This window comes from Rhodococcus sp. OS5, from assembly GCF_056837585.1.
The window spans coordinates 5,322,859-5,343,719 of the sequence record NZ_CM166368.1; the positions used below are offsets into that span (position 1 = coordinate 5,322,859).

A 20,861-nucleotide genomic window follows, 5' to 3' on the forward strand; every position below is an offset into this window, starting at 1 on the left:
TCGGGGTTACTCCTGCTCTCCGGTCCGCCCGCCGTACGTCGCAATCTTGTACTCCGTCGCAGCCAAAGACAACGTGAGCTCCTTGATCTGCCGACGAACGGTGTCTCGGCGCTCGAGCAGCATGTCGAGCCTCTCCGGAATTGTCCCTTCACCGGCGTCGACCAGTTCGACGTAGTGCTGCAGGTCGCGAATCGCCATACCCGAGATGCGCATGCGGGTCAGAAACACCAGCCTGCGAACAGATTCCGGACCGTACACACGATGTCCGCTCGAGTCACGATCGACCTCGACCAGACCGATCTTCTCGTAGTAGCGCAGCGTATGTGCCGAGACATCCAGCAGGTCCGAGACTTCGGCGATCGACATCGGCTCCTGAACGTCCCCTGCATCGACGAGTCGGTGAATCACCTCGATCGACATGGGCCCGTCCACTTCCCCAAGTGCCTCGAGTGCCTTACGCATCAAGTCTTCCGTAGCCATGACTCTCAGCCTAGAACGGGCGGACAGGGCCGGCAGCATCCGCGAAGTCTGCACTGCGAGCCAGGTCGGCCCAGACGCATACCTCGGCGAGATTCTTCCGATACGACGCGGAGACACGCTCCACGGCTTCCTTTCCGAGTGGCAGACGAAGTGGCACATTCTCGCTGTGCACAAGCGAGGTGATGATCTCTGCTGCTTTCTCCGGATCACCCTCCTGAACACCGTCTGCGGCCGCCATGTCCCGCAGAACGGGATCCAGCAAATCACGGTATTCCGATGATGATTCGGCGAAGCTCAGAACGCCAGGCGTGTTGAATGCTGTACGGAATCGGCTGGGCTCGACGATCATCACCCGAACGCCGAACTGCGCGACCTCACCGGCGAGAGCCTCCGACCAACCCTCGAGAGCGAACTTCGACGCCGAGTACGCCCCGACACCGGGAAACGACATACGGCCGCCTTGACTGCTCATCTGCACGATCGTCCCGCTGCCCTGCACTCGCATCGACGGGAGGACGGCGCGCACCAACGCGGCGGGTCCGATCAGGTGCAGTTCCATCAGATCCCGCAAGGTCGAATCGTCCACCATCTCCGCCGCGCCGACCATCCCACGACCGGCATTGTTGACCAGCACGTCGATGCGACCGAAGCGCTCGAGCGCATATTCGACGACGCCCGGAGCCGCTGCGGTGTCTCTGACGTCGAACGTCACCGCCGAGAACCGATCCGGATTCGCCGACGCAATATCTGCAACGGACTCGGGACGACGAACTGCAGCGACTACCGCGTCGCCCGATCGAAGTGCAGACAGTGCGAGTTCACGGCCGAAACCCTGAGAAACTCCGGTGATGATCCAGGTCTTTGTTGTCATGGTCGGCAACGCTAGGGGTTAGAGCGCGCTCCAACGCAAGCCTGTGGTTCTACCGCCGAACTACACGCCGGCCCAGAGCGGTCGTTCCCCGCGAAGGAAACCGTCGACGCCGGCTTTGAAGTCGTCACTGCTGTAGATCATGCTCATCAGATCATCGTTGTCGGCAATCACTCGGGTTCTGATGCGTCGCAGGGACTCCCGAATAGTCCAGACGGTCATCGGGGCGGCGGCAAGTAGATCGCGAGATACCTGGGCCGTCAGGGTCGCGAACTCGGACTCTGTTGCACAGTCGCTGAGGAAGCCGCTCCGCAGAGCCTCGCCACTCGACATCACCCCAGCCCGAGCGATCAACGACATCAGACGCGAACTGCCGATCCTGTCCGCCAGCAACGCCACGGAATGGATCGACAACGAGTTTCCGAGTGTGCGCGCGATCGGTAGGCAGAAGCGTGACCCCTGCGTCGCGATCCGCACATCGCACGCTGCCGACAGCAACAGCCCTGCTCCCGCGCACACACCGTCGATGACCGCGAGGGTGGGAACCCTCACTTTCTCGAGTTCGGTCAGTACGCCGACGAACCGGCTTTCGTAGTCGAGCCCGTCCTGAAAGCTCGAGAAGGTTTGAAGGTGGCCAATGTCGGAGCCCGCCGAGAACGCCTCTCCCCCCGCACCTCGGAGAGTGAGTAACCGAATCTCGCGGTCGGAGTCGGCGCGCCGGCAGGCTCCGGCAATGGCGTCGTACATCTGCGGGGTCAATGCGTTGCGCTTTTCCGGCCGGTTGAACACGACGTCGAGGGTCTCGCCACGACGGATGATCAAGATTTCTTCGTGCGTTTCAGTCATGACACTCACGTTATTTCCGGTAGAGAAAAGTCGAAACACATTGCACTTGAATATCTTTGCGAATTCTCGATGCAAAGTTGCAGATAGTGCGAACGGAGAAGCGTCGACGAGGCCAGGAGACGGTGATGCCAGAACCGAACCTCGCCGACGCAGTATCAAAGGGGCGTCATGCCACGACAGCAAAAAGTGTCATGCCACGACTGTGCGCTGTGGCACGCCCGAATACTGGCTCAGCGGCCTGATCAGTGCATTCGACTGCCCCTGCTCGATGATGTGCGCCGTCCATCCGGTGATGCGGCTCATCACGAAGATCGGCGTGAACATCTCGACGTCGAAGCCCATGAGGAAATATGCAGGGCCCGTAGGGAAATCGAGATTCGGCTTGATTCCGGTGGCACTGACCATGGTCTTCTCGAGGATCTCGTACATCTGCACCCACTTCTCGCCGTCGGTCGCTGCCGCGACGTCGAGGAGGGCCTGCTTCATGGTCGGAACACGCGAATCACCGTTCTTGTAGACGCGGTGCCCGAAGCCCATGACCTTCTCCTTGGCAGCCAACTTCTCCGACATCCAGGCTTCGGCGCGGTCGGGGTCGTCGATCTCGAGCATGTCGTGCATGACAGCTTCGTTTGCACCGCCGTGCAACGGGCCCTTGAGCGTGCCGATAGCAGCGGTCACTGCGCTGTAGATGTCCGAAAGTGTGGACGTCACAACACGAGCGGCGAACGTCGAGGCGTTGAAGGAGTGCTCCGCGTACAGGATCAGCGAGACCTCGAAGGCCTTCACGATCGCCGGCTCCGGAACAGCACCGAAGCACATGTTCAAGAAGTTTTCGGCGAAACCCAGGTCCGACTGCGGCGCGATGGGATCCTGACCGCGCCGGCGGCGGAAATCGGCTGCGACGATGGTCGGCAGCACAGCCGTCATCCGCAGCGCCTTGGCCAGATTGGCCTTCTCCGAGTTGTCGTCCTCCGCCGGATCCTCGGCGCCGAGGTAGCTGATCGCCGTGCGGACAACATCCATGGGGTGGCAGTTGTCCGGCATCTTGGTCAGGAGTGAGAGCAGTGAGCGGTCGGCACGACGGGCCGCACGCTCACGCAGGCAGAGTAATTCGAGCTGCTCGGGAGTCGGCAGTTCGCCGTACCAGAGCAGGTGCGCAACTTCTTCGAAGCTGCAGTTCGCGGCAAGGTCCTGCACTGCGTAACCGCGATACGTCAACGAATTCGTCTCGGGCACTACCTTGGAGATAGCCGTCGTATCGACGACAACTCCGGCCAAGCCCTTGTAGATCGTCGGAATCTGTTCGGTCATGTCCTACTCCCCTCCAAGCTGAAATTGAAAATGCCACTGTCGAATTCGTTGTAGCGCTCGTACTCGAGAATCTCGTACAACCTGCTGCGATGCTGCATTTCGCCGAGCAGTCCTTCTTGCGTGCCCTCCGCAAAAATCTCGCGCAGACCCTTTTCGATAGCGAACATCGCCAGCCGAAGGGTGGTCACGGGGTAGATGACGGCGTTGAAACCGATCTCTTCCAACGTCTTCGCCGAAATGAGATTCGACTTCCCGAACTCGGTCATGTTGGCGAGGAGCGGAGTGTCGACCGCTGCGCGGAACTTCTCGAAGTCGGCCTCGGTGGCAAGAGCTTCGGTGAAGATCAGATCGGCACCGGCATCCACATAGGCCTTTGCTCGCTCGATCGCCGCGTCGATACCGTCGATTCCGGCAGCATCGGTGCGCGCGCAGATGACGAAGTTCGGGTCACGACGCGCCGACACTGCAGCACGAACACGGCGAACCATGTCTTCGGTGGGCACAATTGCTTTGCCGTCGAGGTGCCCGCAGCGTTTGGGGTTGATCTGATCCTCGAGGTGCAGACCGGCTATTCCGTCGTCCTCGAAGATCGTGACCGTGCGGGCCGCGCTCATAGGTTCACCGAAACCGGTGTCGGCGTCGACGAGCGTCGGGAGGTCCGTGACGCGCGCGATCTGCTTGCTGTGGCCGGCGACCTCGGTCAAGGTGGTCAGTCCGATGTCGGGAAGCGCCAATCCGGCGGAGTACGCACCACCTGAAACGTAGACACCCTCGAACCCGATTTCCTGAATCAGTCTGGCTGTCAGCGGATTGATCGCACCCGGGAGTCGTTGAATCTTTCCGGACGTCAGCCCCGCCCGGAAGGCAATCCGCTTGTCGGCTGCAGACGTCGCTGCTGCGATGAGGCCCGACATCAGAAAAGTCCCTTGGCGACCTTGGGAGCCCGAGCGAGAACGTCTTCGGAAACGGTGAAGGTCAGCTGATCGAGTTCGCCTGCCTTCAATTCGGCGGTGCGCTGAGCCGCGTCGAGGAAGCGGTCCTGTTCGCTCGGCTCGATGACGCCCTCGGCGAGGGTGCGGAACTTCGCGACGTACTGATCGCGAGCGAACGGACGTGCGCCGAGCGGGTGCGCATCGGCCACCGCAAGCTCGTCGACGATGACTTCGCCGCTCTTCAAGGTGATCTCGGCGCGAGCACCGAAAGCCTTCTCGTCCGGATCCGTCGAGTGGTAACGGCGTGTCCATTCGGGATCTTCGCGCGTGGAGATCTTGTTCCACAGCTCGATCGTGTCCGCGCGCTGTGCACGCTCGGACGCGTAGGAATGTTCGTGGTGCCACGTACCGTCCTGTAGCGCAACGGCAAAGATGTACATCACCGAGTGGTCGAGGGTTTCACGCGAGGCGGTCGGGTCGAACTTCTGCGGATCGCCGGAACCGGTGCCGATGACGACGTGGGTGTGGTGACTGGTATGCAGGACGATCGACGCGATCTGGTCGAGATCACCGACGCGAGAACGCATCCGGCGAGCGAGGTCGATCGGCGCCTGGCTCTGGTACTCCGCGGAGTGTTCCTTCGTGTACGAGTCGAGGATGGCGCGCTTCGCCTCACCCGAACCGGGCAGCGGAACGTGGTACTCCTTGTCCGGGCCACCGAGTAACCAGGCGATGACGCCGTCTTCGCCTTCCCAGATCGGTGACGGTGCGCCCTCACCGCGCATCGCGCGGTCGACCGCCTCTACGGCAACCTTGCCTGCCAGCGCAGGCGCGTACGCCTTCCAACTGGAGATCTCGCCCTTGCGGGACTGACGTGTCGCCGTCGTGAGGTGCAGCGCCTGGCCGATTGCCTGGTAGACCGTCTCGGTGCCCAGGCCCAGCAAAGTTCCGATACCTGCCGCAGCCGAGGGGCCGAGGTGTGCGACGTGGTCGATCTTGTGCTCGTGCAGGCAGATAGCCCGAACCAGGTCGATCTGGATCTCGTAGCCGGTCGCCAGACCACGAATCAGGTCTCGACCGTCACGGCTGGTGTGCTGAGCGACGGCGAGGATCGGCGGGATGTTGTCTCCGGGGTGCGAGTACTCGGCGGCGAGGAACGTGTCGTGGAAATCGAGTTCACGAACCGCGACACCGTTGGCCCAGGCGGCCCATTCAGGCGAGAACGTACCGGGGATACCGAACACGGTGGAGCCCGGCGTATACGGATGCGAGTGTGCTTGCGCCCGCGCATTCACCACGGGACGGCGTACCAGGGAAGCTGCGGCAACTGCCGCGTTGTCGATGATCCGGTTGACGATCATGTCGGATGTGGCGTCGGTGACGTCGACGGAATCCGTCGCAACTTCCGCGATCTTCCACGCGAGGTGGTCTTCCTTGGGGAACTCTTCGGCAGAGCGGTGAGTGCGTACGAGATGCGTCTTCATCGGTCCTCTTCTCACGTTCTTCGGTATCTATTTGCACGCTACGCAGCTCATTCACCTCGGGATAGGCCCTCGCAATTGCCTATTTGTGCAATGACAATGCTGCAATGTTGCGAATGTTGCGAATAGCTTCTCGGTAGGGTGAACGCGATCGGCACCGAGGAGATTCGATGAAGAAGATGTACGCGGGAGCGCGGCTGCGACGGCTGCGGGAGGAACGAAACCTGTCACAGTCCGCACTGGCGAAGGCACTCGAACTCTCCCCCAGCTATGTCAATCAACTGGAGAACGATCAACGACCGCTGACGGTGCCCGTCCTTCTCAAGCTCAACGCCGAGTTCGATCTCGACGTGCAATTCTTCGCCTCCGATTCCGACGCACGCCTGGTTGCGGACGTTCATCACGCCTTGGCCGAAACTTCGGAATCTGGAGACGTATCTCTGGCCGAGGTGGACGAATTGGTGGCCCGCATGCCGGCGGTCGGACGCACCCTCGTGATGTTGCACCGCCGCCTTCACGCCGCGACAGAGCAGTTGGACCAGTTCTCGACGCAGTTGTCCGGCGAACCAGCATCCGATGTGTCACTCGTACCGATGCCCTACGAGGAAGTTCGGGACTTCTTCTACGACCGAAAGAATCACATCGCCGTTCTGGACGACGCTGCCGAACAGATGTTCCTGGACAACGGATTGTCCGTGGGCGCAGTGGATTTGCAACTGGCACGACTACTTCGCGATCAGCACGGCGTCACCGTGACGATCCGTACCGACGAACCCGACAAGCTCGGCCCCAAGCGTTACTACGATCCGAACAAGTCGGTCCTCACACTCGCCCGTCGTCTGTCGGCAGGACAACGCGCGTTCCAGATCGCAATGCAGTTGGCCTTCTTCACGCAGGCCGACGTGATCGATTCCCTTGTCGCCGAGGATGAATCATTGAGCGCCGAGTCCGCAGCGCTGGCTCGCGTCGGACTCGCACACTACTTTGCCGGCGCACTGCTACTCCCGTACACCCAATTCCTGCAATCCGCTGAGGCCTTGCGGTACGACATCGACCTGCTCAGCCTCAAGTTCGAGGTCGGCTTCGAGACCGTCTGCCACCGGTTGTCCACTCTCCAGCGTCATGGCCAACGCGGCATCCCCTTCTTCTTCGTCCGAACCGATCGCGCCGGAAACATCTCGAAGCGTCAGTCTGCTACCGCCTTTCACTTCTCCAGAGTCGGAGGCAGCTGCCCGCTGTGGGTCATCCACGAGGCATTCGCGAGCCCAGGTCGCATCCTCACTCAGGTCGCGAAGATGCCCGACGGCCGGACATACCTCTGGGTGGCGCGCACTACCCACAGCGGCGGACTCGGGTACCTCGCACCCGAGCGCAACTTCGCCGTCGGACTCGGTTGCGACATCGGCTACGCCGATCGCATGGTCTACTCACACGGAATTCAGACGGACGACCCCGCGACCATCGTGCCGATCGGCGCGGGGTGCAAAGTCTGTGACAGGCCAGCGTGCTCTCAACGCGCCTTCCCCCAACTCGGCCGCTCGATCTCCGTCAGTGAGAACAGCAGCAGCCACCTTCCGTATCCGCAACAATAGGGCGCAAACAGTAGGGCACACCGACTCCACCTGCAGTTTCCCGGAGCTACGACGCTCTTCTGCTTCCATGGACGTCATGCAACCCGATGCCGTGACCCCTCGTCGACTGGTTCTTCGCCGCCTTTCGGCCGTGGCCGGTGTGGCCGGCATCGTGACTGGTTTGGTTGCCTTGATCGCAACTCAGTTGGACGTCGATCACAACATCGTGATCGTTCTCGCGTCAGTGGCGCCCTTGTTGATGATTGCTCCGCTGATCGGTGCCGTCGTCTCGGGTATCGGGCGTCAGTGGATCGTGTGCGCCGCCTCGATCCTCGTCCTTGGGTTGTTCGGATGGTCTGTGAGCCCGCTGTACATCGGCGGAACTGGGGAGTCGACGTCTGCGAACGGTCCATCGATTCGAATCATGCAGGCCAACTTGATGGTCGGTGCAGCGGATCCGGAGTCGCTTGTGGCGATGGTCCGCGAACGCGAGGTCGACGTGGTGACGGTCCAGGAGTTGACGTACCAGGAAGCCGACGCGCTCAAAGCCGCCGGGCTTGACGAGGTTCTGAGCCACCAATTCCTCGTCCCGTACACCGACGGTGGTGGCGGGGCAGGAATCTACAGTCGCTTTCCACTCTCCAATCCGCGTAGCCTCGACGGATTCTCACCCGAAACGCTGTCCGCAGAACTGAATGTCGGCTTGGCGCAGCCAGTCACATTGTTCGCCGTGCATCCGGCACCGGCGTACATCTCACCGCCTTCGGTGTGGGCGGACGAGCAGCGAAGGCTTGGGTCTTACATGGACAAAGTCGCCGGACGGGACAACGTGATAGTGAGCGGCGACTTCAACGCGTCGTACTCGAACAAACAGTTCCGGAATCTTCTCACGAACGGATACACCAGCGCCGCCGACCAATTGGGTTCCGGCCTGATCGCGACCTATCCGACCGACAAGCGGTATCCGGCGGTGGTCGGTATCGACCACATCATCACGAAAGGCGCCGTGGCGACATCCTTGGAACGGATCGAGATCGAGGGATCCGATCACCACGGCCTGATTGCCGACATCACGTTGTCTTGAGTAAATACTGGATTGAGCAAGCACCGGGGCATGGTTGTGCCCCGGTGCTCACGTCTTCAGTTGTCGCGATTCACGCCGCGGTGGGCGGACTGTTCCCGCCGATCGGCCGCTGGAACGGATCAATCGACATCGGTGGATAGAACACCGTTTTCCGATCCGGGCCGATCTCCACCCGCCACTCCGTGTGATGCAGCGTCCGATGATGATGACCACACAACAAGACCAGATTATCGAGATCCGTTGGGCCACCATCACCCCAGTGAACAATATGATGGGCATCGCACCACCCCGACGGAGTCCCGCACCCCGGAAACGCACACCCACCATCCCGAACCGCAAGAGCCCGCCGCTGCGGAACCGTCGCCGTTCTCGCTTCCTTGCCGCAGTCGAGCGGAACACCATTCGCATCCAACAAAATCCGCGTCACGGTGCAGTCGCACGCCAACATCCGCGCGGTATCGATACTGATCGGGCCCACCCAATCCGTCCACGCGAAACCCAGTTCTTCGGTGGACGGCAGGAGGTCCTTCAACGCTTTGAGGTCGGTCATGTCTTTCGCCGACGCGGTCACCGTGATGTGCGGTTTCACTCCGCCCTCCATCGGACCCAACCCCGCCCGCTCGTACCGGCGCAACAACTCGCAAAACCCATCCGCACGCCGTAATGCCGGAGTACGCGTGTCCTTCACGCCGTCCTTCTCCGGCGTCGGCGCAGACAGACTCGACAACAACGTGATCAGACGCGCCCCGTTCACAGCATCCAGATCACCCTTCACAGTCACCCGCCCGTACAGGCCCTTCGACGCGTAGAACTCGTTACGCTCCGAATCCTCACCCACCGGAACCCCGTCCTCGCGCTTGCCGTACTGCTTCTCGATTCGACGGATCGCTGCTCGCACCGCATCACAATCGGCGATGTTCTGCGACGCCAGGCCAAGCAGGATCCCGCGAGCCTTGTCCACATCCGCCGGCGTCATGTTCTTCGGCGGATGCTGACAAAACGACGCAACCTGCCGCGCCTTCAACGCATCCACGTCACCACGGTGAAACGCATCGCCCACAACGGGTTCGAGCATCAACAACCGCGCCAACCCGACCAGCAGACTGCACTCACCGATCTCCAGATTCGTCGACCCGTGCAACCACTGCGCGATCGCCCGAAAACCCTTCCCACCGAGAACCTCACGGGAAAACATTTCCACGATCAGCAACACCATCCGCGATTGCAGCTCGTGCCGGACGCGCACCAGAGCCAGAACCTCACTCTTGAGGCCCTCACCGTCCAGCTGCCACGCTCCCCGACTGTCCACACTCAAAGCTTAATCGAACATACTTTCGATAGCCAGAGACAAACCGGACAACTTCAAACAGGTGGGTGGCTCGAGACCTATTGAAGTACAGGCTCGTTCACGACTGATACAGCGCTAGGTCGGAGTGACTATCGCAAAGTTCGGATCCGGCTCGTCGAGGTATCCGGCAAGTTCTGCGAGCTTCGCCGGGTCGCCGGAAACCGAGATGGTTCCATTCGCAATCTCGGCACCCAAGTCCACACCACCGAGCAGCACACCGAGTAAGTCGCGCCGACTCAAACTGAACACCGCATCCACAGACCCAGCATCTGCAGACCCACCTTCCACGTCGAAATGGATCAGAACTCCGTTGCTGAGTTCCGTTCGGTGAACGATGTTTTCGTCAGCGATGTTCCAATCGACGACGATGTGCGAGCCCGCTGCGCGCACTCCATCCACGCGCAGCGATACTGCATCGAAGACTTGACTTACCGACAGCGCTGCGGTGATGTCGGGCGCCGCGGCAACCGTGGGCGTCCCCACTGAGCCGTTGCGCAGTTCGTATGCACCGGTGAGGTAGAAGTTCCGCCAGGTGCCGTTCTCGGCGCCGTACCCGAGTTGCTCGAAGGTATCGGCCTGCAGATTCTTGGCCTCGACGTTGTCCGGTTCAGCGAAGACCACGTAGTTCACCACCTGCGCAACCCAGCGAAAGTCGCCGCGCTCGTACGATTCCCGAGCTTTCCGTAACACTTCTGCTGATCCGCCCATGAACTCCACGTGACGCTTGGCCGATTCGACGGGTGGATGCTCCCACAGATGCGCAGGGTTACCGTCGAACCAACCCATGTATCGCTGGTAGATGGCTTTGACGTTGTGACTGACGGAACCGTAGTACCCGTGCGTGTGCCACGCTTGCGCCAATGCAGTTGGCAGCTCGATCGATTCGGCGATCTCGAGACCGGTCCACCCCTGATTGATTCGACGAAGTGTCTGATCGTGAAGGTACCCGTAGAGGTCGCGCTGCAATGACAGGAACTCGGTGAGCCGTTCGGTCCCCCACGTCGGCCAGTGGTGGGACGCAAACAGAACGTCGGATCGTGAGGCGTAACGATTGATCGATTCCGTCAGGTACGCAGACCAGACGTGAGGATCTCGTACCAGGGCACCGCGAAGCGTGAGCAGGTTGTGGAGAGTATGAGTTGCGTTCTCCGCCATACACAGTGCGCGCAAATCCGGGAAGTAGAAGTTCATCTCGGACGGGGCCTCGGTTCCGGGCGTCATCTGGAATTCGATCCGAACGCCGTCGATCGTCTCCGTGTGACCTGTCTTCGAGATCGACACCGTCGGCGAAATGAGCGTCGGTGTGCCGGTTGAGGTGGTCTGCCCCAACCCGGCTCCGACGCTACCTCGGGGACCTCGGGGTAAGGCCGCTCCGTACATGTAGGCCGCACGTCGAGCCATTGCCGTTCCCGCATAGACGTTTTCCTCGACCGCGTGCTCCACGAGCCCGGTGGGTGCGACGATCACGCATCGCCCGGCGGCGACGTCGTCGTCGGTGGTCACACCTTTGACCCCGCCGAAGTGGTCGATGTGCGAATGCGTGTAGATCACCGCGACTACAGGTCGATCACCACGGTGTTCCCGGTACAGCGCGAGCCCGGCGGCAGCGGTTTCCCGGGAGATCAGTGGATCGATGACGATGATTCCGGTGTCTCCCTCGATCAACGTCATGTTCGACAGATCAAGTCCGCGAATCTGATAGATCGAATCCGTCACCGCAAAGAGTCCCTGCTTGGCGACCAACTTCGACTGACGCCACAAGCTCGGATTGACCGTTGGCGGGCAGTCCTCGTCAAGGAACGCGTAGGAATCGTTGTTCCACAGGACTTTCCCGTCCGAATCGGCAACCAGCCCCGGTTCGAGCGCGGCGACGAAACCCCGCTTCGCCTCGGTGAAGTCGGCGTCGTCGGAGAACGGTAGAGTCTCGGCGACTCGGGCGTTCGCGGCTTCGATTGCGGCCGATGCCGCACGTGGGTCGATCATAAGTCAGCCTTTCACGCCGAATTGCGGCAATGCGCATTGCCGCAATCGAGGAGAACAGCAGGGCTAGCTCAGCAACTGCGCCTTTGCCGCCGCGAACTCGGCATCGGTCAACACGCCGGACTGATGAAGCTGTCCCAACTCCTGCAGCTTGGAGACCAGATCGTCCGCGCCTGAAGGGGGAACGGACTGCACGGGGGCGACCTGCTGCTGCGGCGGCGGCTGTTGCTGCTGGTACTCCTGCTGATATTCCTGCTGCTGCTCGCTGGCCTTTCGTTGACTCCGTCGATCCATGGCGTTGGACGTCGCCTTTGCGGTTCCAGCCACTACCGCCGTGCGCGCCACCGTGCCGAGCAACCCCGGCCGCCCTCTGCGTCCACCTCGAAAAACCATGCCGAACTCCTTGGGTAATTGTCGCTACTGAAATGCTGCTTCGACCGCTGCGACGACTACCTCGCGCGGTATCTGAACGTGAAGGACTACGTCGCCGCCGCCACCGCGAACCGTCGACGCGAGCTCACGCGCCCACGTCTGCTCGTAGACGATGACTGCGGCGGACGTTCCTGGTTCGAGTGACTCACGGACCACGTCCAGGTCCTCGTCACTGATCAATGCCTTGGCTTCGATGGACAGAATCGCCAGTCCGATGTCGGTGAGATCTTCGTCGACGTCGATCTGCGACACCTGTCCGTCCGCGTCCTTGGCGATGTACACGAGGTCGAGCAGAGTGACAAAACCTCGTTCCACCACGTTCTGCAGCGCGGCGACAGCTTCAGGATCCACAGTTGAACCTGGGAATGCCAGCACCACGAGCTCGACCGGTCCGATGTTCATTGCGTCGTTCATCCATCAAGCCTGGTGGCTCGGACGCTTGGGAACCTCACCCGCAGGGGATGAATTACCCGATGCGATCGAGTTATTTGTTGCGACGAATGACTTCGCGAATCGGCCGTACGTGTACGCCTTCTGCTGCGAGGGCTCGCCGGGCTTTGCCTCGGGTGACGAGCACACCGACGATACCGAGAATCCAAACCGGATATTGCACCATCCAGGCGACACGGAATCCGTCGAACGTGTACCCGCCCATGTGTCCGAGGATGACGCCCATCACTTGAATCACGATGAGGGAAGCGAGGAATCCCCCGATGTTGACCATGCCTTGCGCGGTGCCCATCGCCGAACTCGGGTTCGACGTACGCGCGTAGTCGAAGCCGATCACCGAACCCGGTCCACCCACCGAGATGACGACCACCAGGATCGTCAACAACCAAAGCGGAGACGGTTCGCTTCGTGAAAGCACGATCGTCCACATGAGCGCGCTGGCCACCATGATGGTGAGAACCAACCACGATCGACGCATGGGATAGCGACCGGTGAGAATACCGAGGATCGGGCCGGCCACGATTGCCGAGATGACTGACAGCGTCAGCAGCGAGCCGACCGTCGTGGAGTCGAGGCCTTGAGCCGATTTCAGGTACGGCACACCCCACAGCAGCGCGAACGTCGTGATCGAGAACTGAGTCCCCATGTGGCTGAAGAACCCGAGTCGGGTGCCGGGCCGCATCCACACCGTCTTGATCTGTCGCCCGATCTCCTTGGCGCCGGCCGGCACGGCGACCACGTCGGCACCGGGAGGCGCGTCGCGGATGACACTCAACGCCAGCGCAAACGCCAACAGTCCGACAGCGGCAGCGCTGCCGTAGGCAAAAGTCCAGCCCGGTCCGGACAACAGCAACATGAACGGAAGCGCAGACATCACCTGGCCCAGCTGACCGAGGATGCCCGTGAACTGCGAGACCAACGGCACCTGCCGGGGCGGGAACCACTGCGGTACCAACCGCAACACCGAGATGAAGGTGAGTGCATCCCCGGCACCGACGGCAATACGTGCACCGATCGCGACGGGCAGCGATTCGGTGAAGGCGAGAGCCAACTGCGCGGACATCATGATGAACGCACCGACTGCGATCATGATCCGCGAACCGTAGCGGTCGAGGAGGACTCCCGCCGGAATCTGCATGCCGGCGTACACGACGATCTGCAGCACGACGAAGCTCGACAGAACGCTGGGCGAGATCGAGAACCGATCAGCAGCAGACAGACCCGAGACGCCGAACGAAGTGCGGTGAAGCACGGCGATCACGTAGGCAAAAACACCGACACCCCAGACCGACCACACTTTTTTCATCGGGTCTGTATGTTACTCCTGTCTTTCGCAAGGCTCAGGACATGATTATTCGCGGCCCTGAGACACCCAATTCAGATCGGCCGAACGGAAGCCTTCGGTGATCGCGGCGAGGGAGTCGAGGCGAGCGATCTGGTCTTCGCTCAAAACGATGTCCAACGCTCCGGCGTTTTCGGTGACTCGTGCAGCGAACCGAGTGCCGGGAATCGAAACGGAAGGCAACCCGTACTGGCGGCCCTTGGCATCGAGCCATGCCAGGGAAACCTGTGCAGGCGTCGCGCCGAGCTCCTCACCGACGGCGCGGACCACGTCGAGAACCTTCTGATTGGCGGGAAGTGCGGAGTCCGAGAAGCGGGGGAAGCGTCGGCGTAGGTCGTTGTCACTGAGCGTCGCCGCATCGAACGATCCCGCCAAGAAGCCTCGGCCCACAGGTGAAAAGGGCACGAACCCGACTCCGAGTTCCGCCGCGGTGGGTACTACCTTGTTCTCGACGTCACGGCTCCAGATGCTCCATTCCGACTGGATCGCCGCGATCGGATGTACCCCGTACGCACGACGCAGTTCATCGCCGGTCGCCTCGGACAGTCCGATGTTGCGGACCTTGCCCGCCTTCACCTGCTCCGCGATCGCGCCGACGGTGTCTTCGATCGGCACGTTCGGGTCGACCCGGTGCAAGTAGTAGAGGTCGACATGATCGACGCCGAGTCGTCCCAGAGACTCGTCGAGTGCCCGCGGCACGTAAGCCGGGTCTCCGTTGATCCCGCGCTGACCGTTGGCGATGTTGCCGACCAGACCGAACTTGGTCGCCAACTGCACTTCGTCCCGGCGGTCTTTGAGAAGCTCTCCCACCGCACGCTCACTCGAGCCCTCGCCGTACACGTTGGCGGTGTCGATGAACGTGATCCCGATGTCCACCGCATGGTGCAGCGTGGCGAGCGCCTCGGCCGGATCCACCGGGCCGTAGACCGGGGCGACGGACATCGCGCCGTATCCCTGGGCGCTGACAGTGAGACCTTCGGCCAGAGTGACGGTGGGGACGGTCATGAAAACTCCTCGATTCGACTGAGCGACAACCCCGACAGTCTTCACCGAATCGAAGCCTCACGCACCGATTAACGTCACGCTGATCGGGTTACCCTCGAGTGATGGCATTCGATTGGCTCGAACTCGTACTCACCGCCCACCGCGAATTCGGTTCACGACTCGCTGCGGTCGAGGACTGGAACGCACCCACGCCCGACTCCGACTGGCACGTTGAACACCTCGTCCGCCACGTCATCGAGGAGCAGCAGTGGGTACCGCCGCTCCTGGCCGGACTGACGGTCGGCGAGGCGACACCGGACATCGTTCCCGTCGGGGACGACCTGTGGACCGAATGGCAGAAGTACTCCGATGCCGCAATCAAAGCGTGGAAATCGACGGACCTCAGTGCCCACGTTCACCTCTCGTACGGCACGGTGAAGGTGGAACCCTATCTGCGCCAGCAGACCTCGGACGTCACGATCCACACCTGGGACCTCGCGCGAGCGGTCGGAGCAGACGAGCGACTCGATCCAGACCTCGTCGAGGCCGTCTGGTCCGACCTCGACGGGCAGCGCGACATGCTCGCCGAGAGCGGACTCTTCTCCGATCCCGTCGACCTCCCGGACGATGCGTCGTTGCAGGACAAGCTGATTGCCCTGACCGGTCGCGATCCTCGTTAGACGTTCAGCGACACACCCGTCGTGCGGGCGACGCCGTCCCAGCCGCCGGCAGGTGCACCGAGGCCGAGCAGAGCCGCAACCGTCGGCGCGACGTCGATCGTGCGAGCCTGCGTGTCGATCTTCCGTCCACCGTCCAGAGCGGGATGTCCGCCGCTGAGGAAGAACGGAATGGGCAGTGTCACGAAGTGGCCGTGGTTGCCGGGAATCGGGTTGGACAGTGGAGTCGGATCACTGAACCGCCAGCCCTGAGCGCAAAACGCAACGACGTCACCGGCATTGGTGCCGAGATCGAATTCGGCGGGGAGGTGGCTGGATTCGACGCCGTCCACACCATCCACGATCTGCTGAATCCGGCTGACGGCTTCCGCCCGTTCGCCATCGGGTCCGACGAAGTAGATCAGGTCTGCGCCACCGTTCTGGGCGATTCGAATCTTGCCTGCCAGCAACGGGTCCGCGTTCAGCGGTCGATCCAAGCCGATGAGCCGCGCGGGCTCCGACCAGTCCATCGAGTGGTCGGCCAACACGATCAGAATGCTCCGATTCCAGCGACCCGTGTCATGAAGGAAGTCGACGAAACGGCGAACCTGGTTGTCGGTGTTCTGAAGTGCAGCCGTGCGAGCGATCCGGATGGACGGACCGGACAGATCCAGGTGCCCGACCCGATCGACGTCACCGAGGTTGGTGAACGAGAGCCGCGGCGAGTTCCCGCCGACGATACGGATCAAGGCGTCGATCGTGAAGTTGTCCGGCGCATGCTCGGTACCGGGAACGAGCGGCTGCGGATCCCACACCAATGAGGCGCGGTCACCGAACAACCCGTGCAGGTAGTGCTTGGACAGCACACTCGCAGTGGTCAATCCGAGTTCGGTGCGTACCCGATCCAGAACCGTCGATGCCTGCAGGTCGGAAGGCCGATCGAGGTCCCGCTTCTTGTCGATGGCCGGATCGTAGACGGAGTTGGCGGGTACACCCGAACGCGCCGGCAGCACTCCCGTCATCATCGCCGTGTGGTTCGGCAGCGTCTCTGCGATCGTGATGGCACTGGCGTCCGGGTAGTGGATACCGCCGGCCGCAAGCCCGGTCAGCGTCGGGGTGAGCTCCGATCGCAGCTCGTCCGGCCGCATGCCGTCTACGACTATGACATGCACGTCCAGGTCTGGGATTCCGGCGCTGGTGGGAACACTCGCGCGAGCGGGCGTTCCGAGCAATGCCGTTCCGGCGACAACACTTCCACCGATCAGAACGCTACGACGCGAAACTTCGATACTCACTGGTCGACTCCTGGTCGGTACGAGGCCTGATCGAGGGCGGCCGAGGTGGGTGAGACTCTACTGCCCGCGCCTGCCGGCAGACGGTAGCTCACGGCGTAGTGCGCATTGCTCTGCGGATTGGTGAGATCGTCGACGTAGTACCAGTCCATCTGAGTACCTTCGCGGGCAATTTCGAATACGCCGTAGCCGTGCGAATCCAGTTCGACGTACCGCACGTGGCGGTTCACGGCCTTGAATGCTTCTTCTGCCGCAACGGTTACCGTGCGCGGTGGCACTTTCAGCATGTCGTCGATATTGGGCGACGTCACCGACGGGACGACGAACTCGGCGCCGACGGTCGGCCCACCCGGATAGTTGGCGGCGTTGGTCGGTAGGTCGCAGGCCCATGACGTGTGGATGTCACCGGTGATGAAGACGGTGTTGTCCACACCGTTCGAGGTGATCGCGTCGAAAAGCCTGGTGCGGTCGGCGGTGTACCCGTCCCACTGATCCGTGTTGTACGGGACACCGGCCTGCGGCACACCCACCAGTTCGGTCAACGCCGCGGTGGTCGCCGGTTCCAGCGGCGGGAACACGCAGGGCGTAATCATGACCGGATTGCCGACGACCTTCCACTGCGTCGGGGAGGTGACGATTCCGTTGGTCAACCAATCCATCTGTGCGCGTCCGGTAATGGTGCGCGACGGATCGTCGACCTGCTTCATGGTCGGTTGCTCGTCGCGGTAAGTACGCAGATCGAGCATCGAGATCTCGGCCAGATTCCCGAAGCGGAACCGACGATACAGCTGAACGCTCGAACCACTACCCGACGGGCGGACGGGCATCCACTCGAAATATGCCTTGGCCGAGTTGGCCTTTCGATCTGCCCAGTCACCTTCGACACCGGGAGTGTGGTTTTCGGCGCCGTCCCGGTACGCGTTGTCGGCCGATTCGTGATCGTCCCACGTGGTGATGAACGGGAGCTTCAGGTGCAGAGCTGCCAGATCCGGGTCTGTCTTGTACTGCGCGTGCCGAATTCGGTAGTCGGCCAGCGAAATGATCTCGTGGGCCGGCTCGTGAAGGCGAACGGATCCGTTTCTCGCGCCGTACTCCCCCTGCCCGTACTCGTAGATGTAGTCACCGAGGTGGATGATCGCGTCGAGGTCTTCGCGGAATGCGAGGTGACGATAGGCACCGAAATACCCCGCCTCCCAATTGGAGCAGGACACCACGCCGAAGCGGAGACGATCGAGATCTGCCGAGTTCGACGGAGCCGTACGGGTGCGGCCCACCGGAGAAACAGCCGAACCCGCAGTGAATCGGTACCAGTACGTCGTCGACGAATCGAGTCCGGTGACGTCGACCTTCGCGGTGTGATCGGAATCCGCCGAAGCAGCAACACTTCCGGACGCAACGACGCTCGCGAACCCCTCATCGGTCGCGACCTGCCAGTTGAGAGTCACCGCCGGCCCGACGCCGGAACCGGGCGTCGCGTCTGCCGTCGGGGTGATGCGGGTCCAGATGATCACCGCATCCGGCAACGGGTCACCGGATGCCACGCCGTGCGCGAAGCCCGGGCTGCCACCCGGAACCTCGGCACCGGCGTGACTCGCCGAAGCGACACCGAGACCTACTGCGCCGGCGAGGGCCGCCGATCCCTGCAGCAGGCCACGTCTGGATATTCGATCGAAGGCATTCGTGTGCACGCTAGGAGTGAACCCGCACCTGAACGGGCGTTCAAGAGAGCTTCGGGATGTTCACCCAGGCTTCGCCTGCGCTTCTCTGGAAGTTTGATCGAGTCGATCCCGATTACAACCGGTAATCGAGGGCCGAGCCTCGAACCACACCGACCTTGACTCCGATGTAACCGCCGAGTGCACCCCCGGCCGCGATCAGGATCCAGAACGCCGGCGGAAGCAGAGCCTCGGACCCGTCGACCTCGGAGAACGCGGAATAGCCTGCGATCAACGCGCCGAACAGGATGGGCAGTATCAGCAGAGCGGCAAAGAAAGTCACCCACACCGATACGACGAGTCTATTCACGACGGACGGCGTTTGTCGGCAAGTCGAGTCGCTCGTCTGCCGGAAACACACCCCGCTGACGCCTATGCTTGGAAAATGACCGAACCCGACATCAAGCCCAGAAGTCGTGACGTCACCGACGGACTCGAAAAGACCGCAGCGCGCGGCATGTTGCGTGCAGTAGGAATGGGCGACGACGACTGGGTCAAGTCGCAGATCGGCGTCGCCTCGTCCTGGAACGAAATCACGCCATGCAACCTGTCCCTCGATCGCCTGGCCAAGGCCGTCAAGGAGGGCGTACGGGAAGCCGGCGGGTTCCCTCTCGAATTCGGCACTATCTCCGTCTCCGACGGCATTTCGATGGGGCACGAGGGCATGCACTTCTCCCTCGTCTCCCGTGAAGTGATCGCGGACAGCGTCGAGACCGTCATGCAGGCCGAGCGTCTCGACGGATCGGTCCTTCTCGCCGGCTGCGACAAGTCGTTGCCCGGCATGATGATGGCGGCGGCCCGCCTCGACCTCGCCAGCGTGTTCCTCTACGCCGGCTCCACCCTCCCCGGCGTCGCCAAACTTTCCGACGGCAGTGAGCGGGAAGTCACCGTCATCGACGCGTTCGAGGCGGTTGGCGCCTGCTCGCGTGGGCTGATGAGCCGCGCCGACGTCGACACCATCGAACGGGCGATCTGCCCGGGCGAAGGCGCGTGCGGCGGCATGTACACGGCAAACACGATGGCCAGCGCCGCCGAGGCCATGGGAATGTCGCTGCCCGGCAGCGCTTCACCGCCCGCACCGGATCGTCGCCGCGACGGCTTCGCCCGCGAGAGCGGCAAAGCCGTTGTCGAGCTCCTGCGTCGAGGCATCACCGCCAGGGACATCCTCACCAAGGAAGCATTCGAGAACGCCATTGCAGTCGTCATGGCATTCGGCGGATCCACCAATGCGGTGCTCCATCTCCTCGCGATCGCGCACGAAGCGTACGTCCCGCTGACGCTCGACGACTTCGCTCGCGTCGGCGCGAAGGTCCCGCACCTCGCCGACGTCAAGCCTTTCGGAAAGCACGTCATGACGGACGTCGACCGTATCGGCGGCGTCCCCGTGATCATGAAGGCATTGCTCGACGCGGGACTCATGCACGGAGATTGCCTGACCGTCACCGGTAAGACCGTGGCGGAGAATCTCGCGCACATCACCCCGCCCGATCCGGACGGCAAGGTCCTGCGGGCGATGAACAAGCCCATTCACCCCACCGGAGGCATCACGATCTTGAAGGGGTCACTCGCGCCCGGCGGCGCGGTGGTCAAGTCGGCAGGATTCGAGTCTGATGTATTCGTCGGCACTGCACGGGTTTTCGAACGCGAGCGCGCCGCGATGGATGCTCTCGAGGACGGCACCATCACCGGCGGTGACGTTGTCGTCATCCGCTACGAAGGCCCGAAGGGTGGTCCCGGCATGCGCGAGATGCTGGCCATCACGGGCGCGATCAAGGGCGCGGGTCTCGGCAAGGACGTCCTGCTGCTGACGGACGGACGATTCTCGGGCGGCACCACCGGCCTGTGTGTCGGACACGTTGCGCCCGAGGCCGTCGACGGCGGTCCCATCGCGTTCGTTCGCGACGGCGATCAGATCCGGCTCGACGTGGGTACCGGACAACTCGAATTGTTGGTCGACGACTCCGAATTGGAAGCCCGCAAGAAGGGCTGGGAGCCGTTGCCGCCTCGCTACACACGTGGTGTGTTGGCCAAGTACTCCAAGCTCGTGGGATCAGCCTCGGGTGGAGCAGTGTGCGGCTGATCCCAGCCC

19 protein-coding genes are annotated in these 20,861 nt (G+C 62.2%); 4 read left to right on the forward strand and 15 right to left on the reverse strand.

Features of this window, described 5'->3' with window-relative positions:
- Nucleotides 1–6 precede the first annotated feature (6 nt).
- The 6 genes from ACVZUB_RS24805 to prpD all read right to left on the reverse strand — a co-directional run bounded on the left by ACVZUB_RS24805 (nt 7) and on the right by prpD (nt 5,921).
- Nucleotides 7–480, reverse strand: a complete 474-nt coding sequence (locus ACVZUB_RS24805) for a MerR family transcriptional regulator (protein ID WP_482627851.1) — start codon at nt 478–480, stop codon at nt 7–9.
- A 10-nt stretch (nt 481–490) separates the two neighbouring features.
- A complete protein-coding gene (locus ACVZUB_RS24810) occupies nt 491–1,351 on the reverse strand; it encodes an SDR family NAD(P)-dependent oxidoreductase (RefSeq protein ID WP_042925046.1) in 861 nt (286 codons plus the stop codon).
- 60 nt (nt 1,352–1,411) lie between these two features.
- Nucleotides 1,412–2,194 carry an enoyl-CoA hydratase gene (locus ACVZUB_RS24815; protein ID WP_054781517.1) on the reverse strand — a complete coding sequence of 261 codons (783 nt, stop codon included), beginning with the start codon at nt 2,192–2,194 and terminating at the stop codon, nt 1,412–1,414.
- Nucleotides 2,195–2,383: 189 nt separating this feature from the next.
- Entirely contained in the window at nt 2,384–3,505 is a 1,122-nt protein-coding gene (locus tag ACVZUB_RS24820) for a bifunctional 2-methylcitrate synthase/citrate synthase (protein ID WP_020909098.1), read from the reverse strand.
- The gene (gene prpB / locus ACVZUB_RS24825) at nt 3,502–4,419 is read right to left on the reverse strand and encodes a methylisocitrate lyase (RefSeq protein ID WP_042448311.1); all 918 of its coding nucleotides are present in this window, start codon (nt 4,417–4,419) and stop codon (nt 3,502–3,504) included. The genes ACVZUB_RS24820 and prpB overlap by 4 nt, the downstream gene beginning before the upstream one ends.
- Complete coding sequence (gene prpD / locus ACVZUB_RS24830) at nt 4,419–5,921, reverse strand: 2-methylcitrate dehydratase PrpD (protein WP_063315793.1); 1,503 nt, start codon at nt 5,919–5,921, stop codon at nt 4,419–4,421. The genes prpB and prpD overlap by 1 nt, the downstream gene beginning before the upstream one ends.
- A gap of 167 nt (nt 5,922–6,088) precedes the next feature.
- On the opposite strand from prpD, the gene ACVZUB_RS24835 reads away from it, so the two are divergent.
- Nucleotides 6,089–7,510: a short-chain fatty acyl-CoA regulator family protein gene (locus ACVZUB_RS24835; RefSeq protein WP_003939891.1), complete on the forward strand. Its 1,422-nt coding sequence runs from the start codon at nt 6,089–6,091 to the stop codon at nt 7,508–7,510.
- Between the two features lie 67 nt (nt 7,511–7,577).
- Nucleotides 7,578–8,573: an endonuclease/exonuclease/phosphatase family protein gene (locus ACVZUB_RS24840; RefSeq protein WP_063315792.1), complete on the forward strand. Its 996-nt coding sequence runs from the start codon at nt 7,578–7,580 to the stop codon at nt 8,571–8,573.
- A gap of 70 nt (nt 8,574–8,643) precedes the next feature.
- On the opposite strand, the gene ACVZUB_RS24845 is transcribed toward ACVZUB_RS24840, so the two are convergent.
- The 6 genes from ACVZUB_RS24845 to ACVZUB_RS24870 form a co-directional block, all read right to left on the reverse strand.
- The gene (locus ACVZUB_RS24845) at nt 8,644–9,882 is read right to left on the reverse strand and encodes an HNH endonuclease signature motif containing protein (protein ID WP_063315791.1); all 1,239 of its coding nucleotides are present in this window, start codon (nt 9,880–9,882) and stop codon (nt 8,644–8,646) included.
- Between the two features lie 114 nt (nt 9,883–9,996).
- Nucleotides 9,997–11,904 (reverse strand): alkyl/aryl-sulfatase, encoded by a 1,908-nt coding sequence (locus ACVZUB_RS24850; protein WP_063315790.1) that lies wholly within the window; start codon nt 11,902–11,904, stop codon nt 9,997–9,999.
- Nucleotides 11,905–11,967: 63 nt separating this feature from the next.
- Entirely contained in the window at nt 11,968–12,294 is a 327-nt protein-coding gene (locus ACVZUB_RS24855) for an SHOCT domain-containing protein (RefSeq protein WP_003939954.1), read from the reverse strand.
- Between the two features lie 24 nt (nt 12,295–12,318).
- Nucleotides 12,319–12,747: a DUF6325 family protein gene (locus tag ACVZUB_RS24860; protein WP_007732604.1), complete on the reverse strand. Its 429-nt coding sequence runs from the start codon at nt 12,745–12,747 to the stop codon at nt 12,319–12,321.
- 70 nt (nt 12,748–12,817) lie between these two features.
- The gene (locus tag ACVZUB_RS24865) at nt 12,818–14,089 is read right to left on the reverse strand and encodes an MFS transporter (protein ID WP_482627852.1); all 1,272 of its coding nucleotides are present in this window, start codon (nt 14,087–14,089) and stop codon (nt 12,818–12,820) included.
- A 45-nt stretch (nt 14,090–14,134) separates the two neighbouring features.
- A complete protein-coding gene (locus ACVZUB_RS24870; RefSeq protein ID WP_042924858.1) occupies nt 14,135–15,130 on the reverse strand; it encodes an aldo/keto reductase in 996 nt (331 codons plus the stop codon).
- A gap of 101 nt (nt 15,131–15,231) precedes the next feature.
- On the opposite strand from ACVZUB_RS24870, the gene ACVZUB_RS24875 reads away from it, so the two are divergent.
- Nucleotides 15,232–15,789: a TIGR03086 family metal-binding protein gene (locus tag ACVZUB_RS24875; RefSeq protein WP_007732609.1), complete on the forward strand. Its 558-nt coding sequence runs from the start codon at nt 15,232–15,234 to the stop codon at nt 15,787–15,789.
- Here the strand turns inward: ACVZUB_RS24875 and ACVZUB_RS24880 are convergent.
- From ACVZUB_RS24880 to ACVZUB_RS24890, 3 genes are all read right to left on the reverse strand, one after another.
- Complete coding sequence (locus tag ACVZUB_RS24880; RefSeq protein WP_482627853.1) at nt 15,786–17,060, reverse strand: alkaline phosphatase family protein; 1,275 nt, start codon at nt 17,058–17,060, stop codon at nt 15,786–15,788. The two genes, ACVZUB_RS24875 and ACVZUB_RS24880, sit on opposite strands and share 4 nt — an antisense overlap.
- Complete coding sequence (locus ACVZUB_RS24885; protein ID WP_003939836.1) at nt 17,057–18,745, reverse strand: alkaline phosphatase D family protein; 1,689 nt, start codon at nt 18,743–18,745, stop codon at nt 17,057–17,059. The genes ACVZUB_RS24880 and ACVZUB_RS24885 overlap by 4 nt, the downstream gene beginning before the upstream one ends.
- 103 nt (nt 18,746–18,848) lie before the next feature.
- On the reverse strand, nt 18,849–19,082 hold the full coding sequence (locus ACVZUB_RS24890; RefSeq protein ID WP_225320137.1) for a hypothetical protein: 234 nt from the start codon (nt 19,080–19,082) through the stop codon (nt 18,849–18,851).
- 75 nt (nt 19,083–19,157) lie between these two features.
- Between ACVZUB_RS24890 and ilvD the strand changes: the two genes are divergently transcribed.
- Entirely contained in the window at nt 19,158–20,852 is a 1,695-nt protein-coding gene (gene ilvD / locus ACVZUB_RS24895; protein WP_003940201.1) for a dihydroxy-acid dehydratase, read from the forward strand.
- The last annotated feature ends 9 nt before the right edge of the window (nt 20,853–20,861 follow it).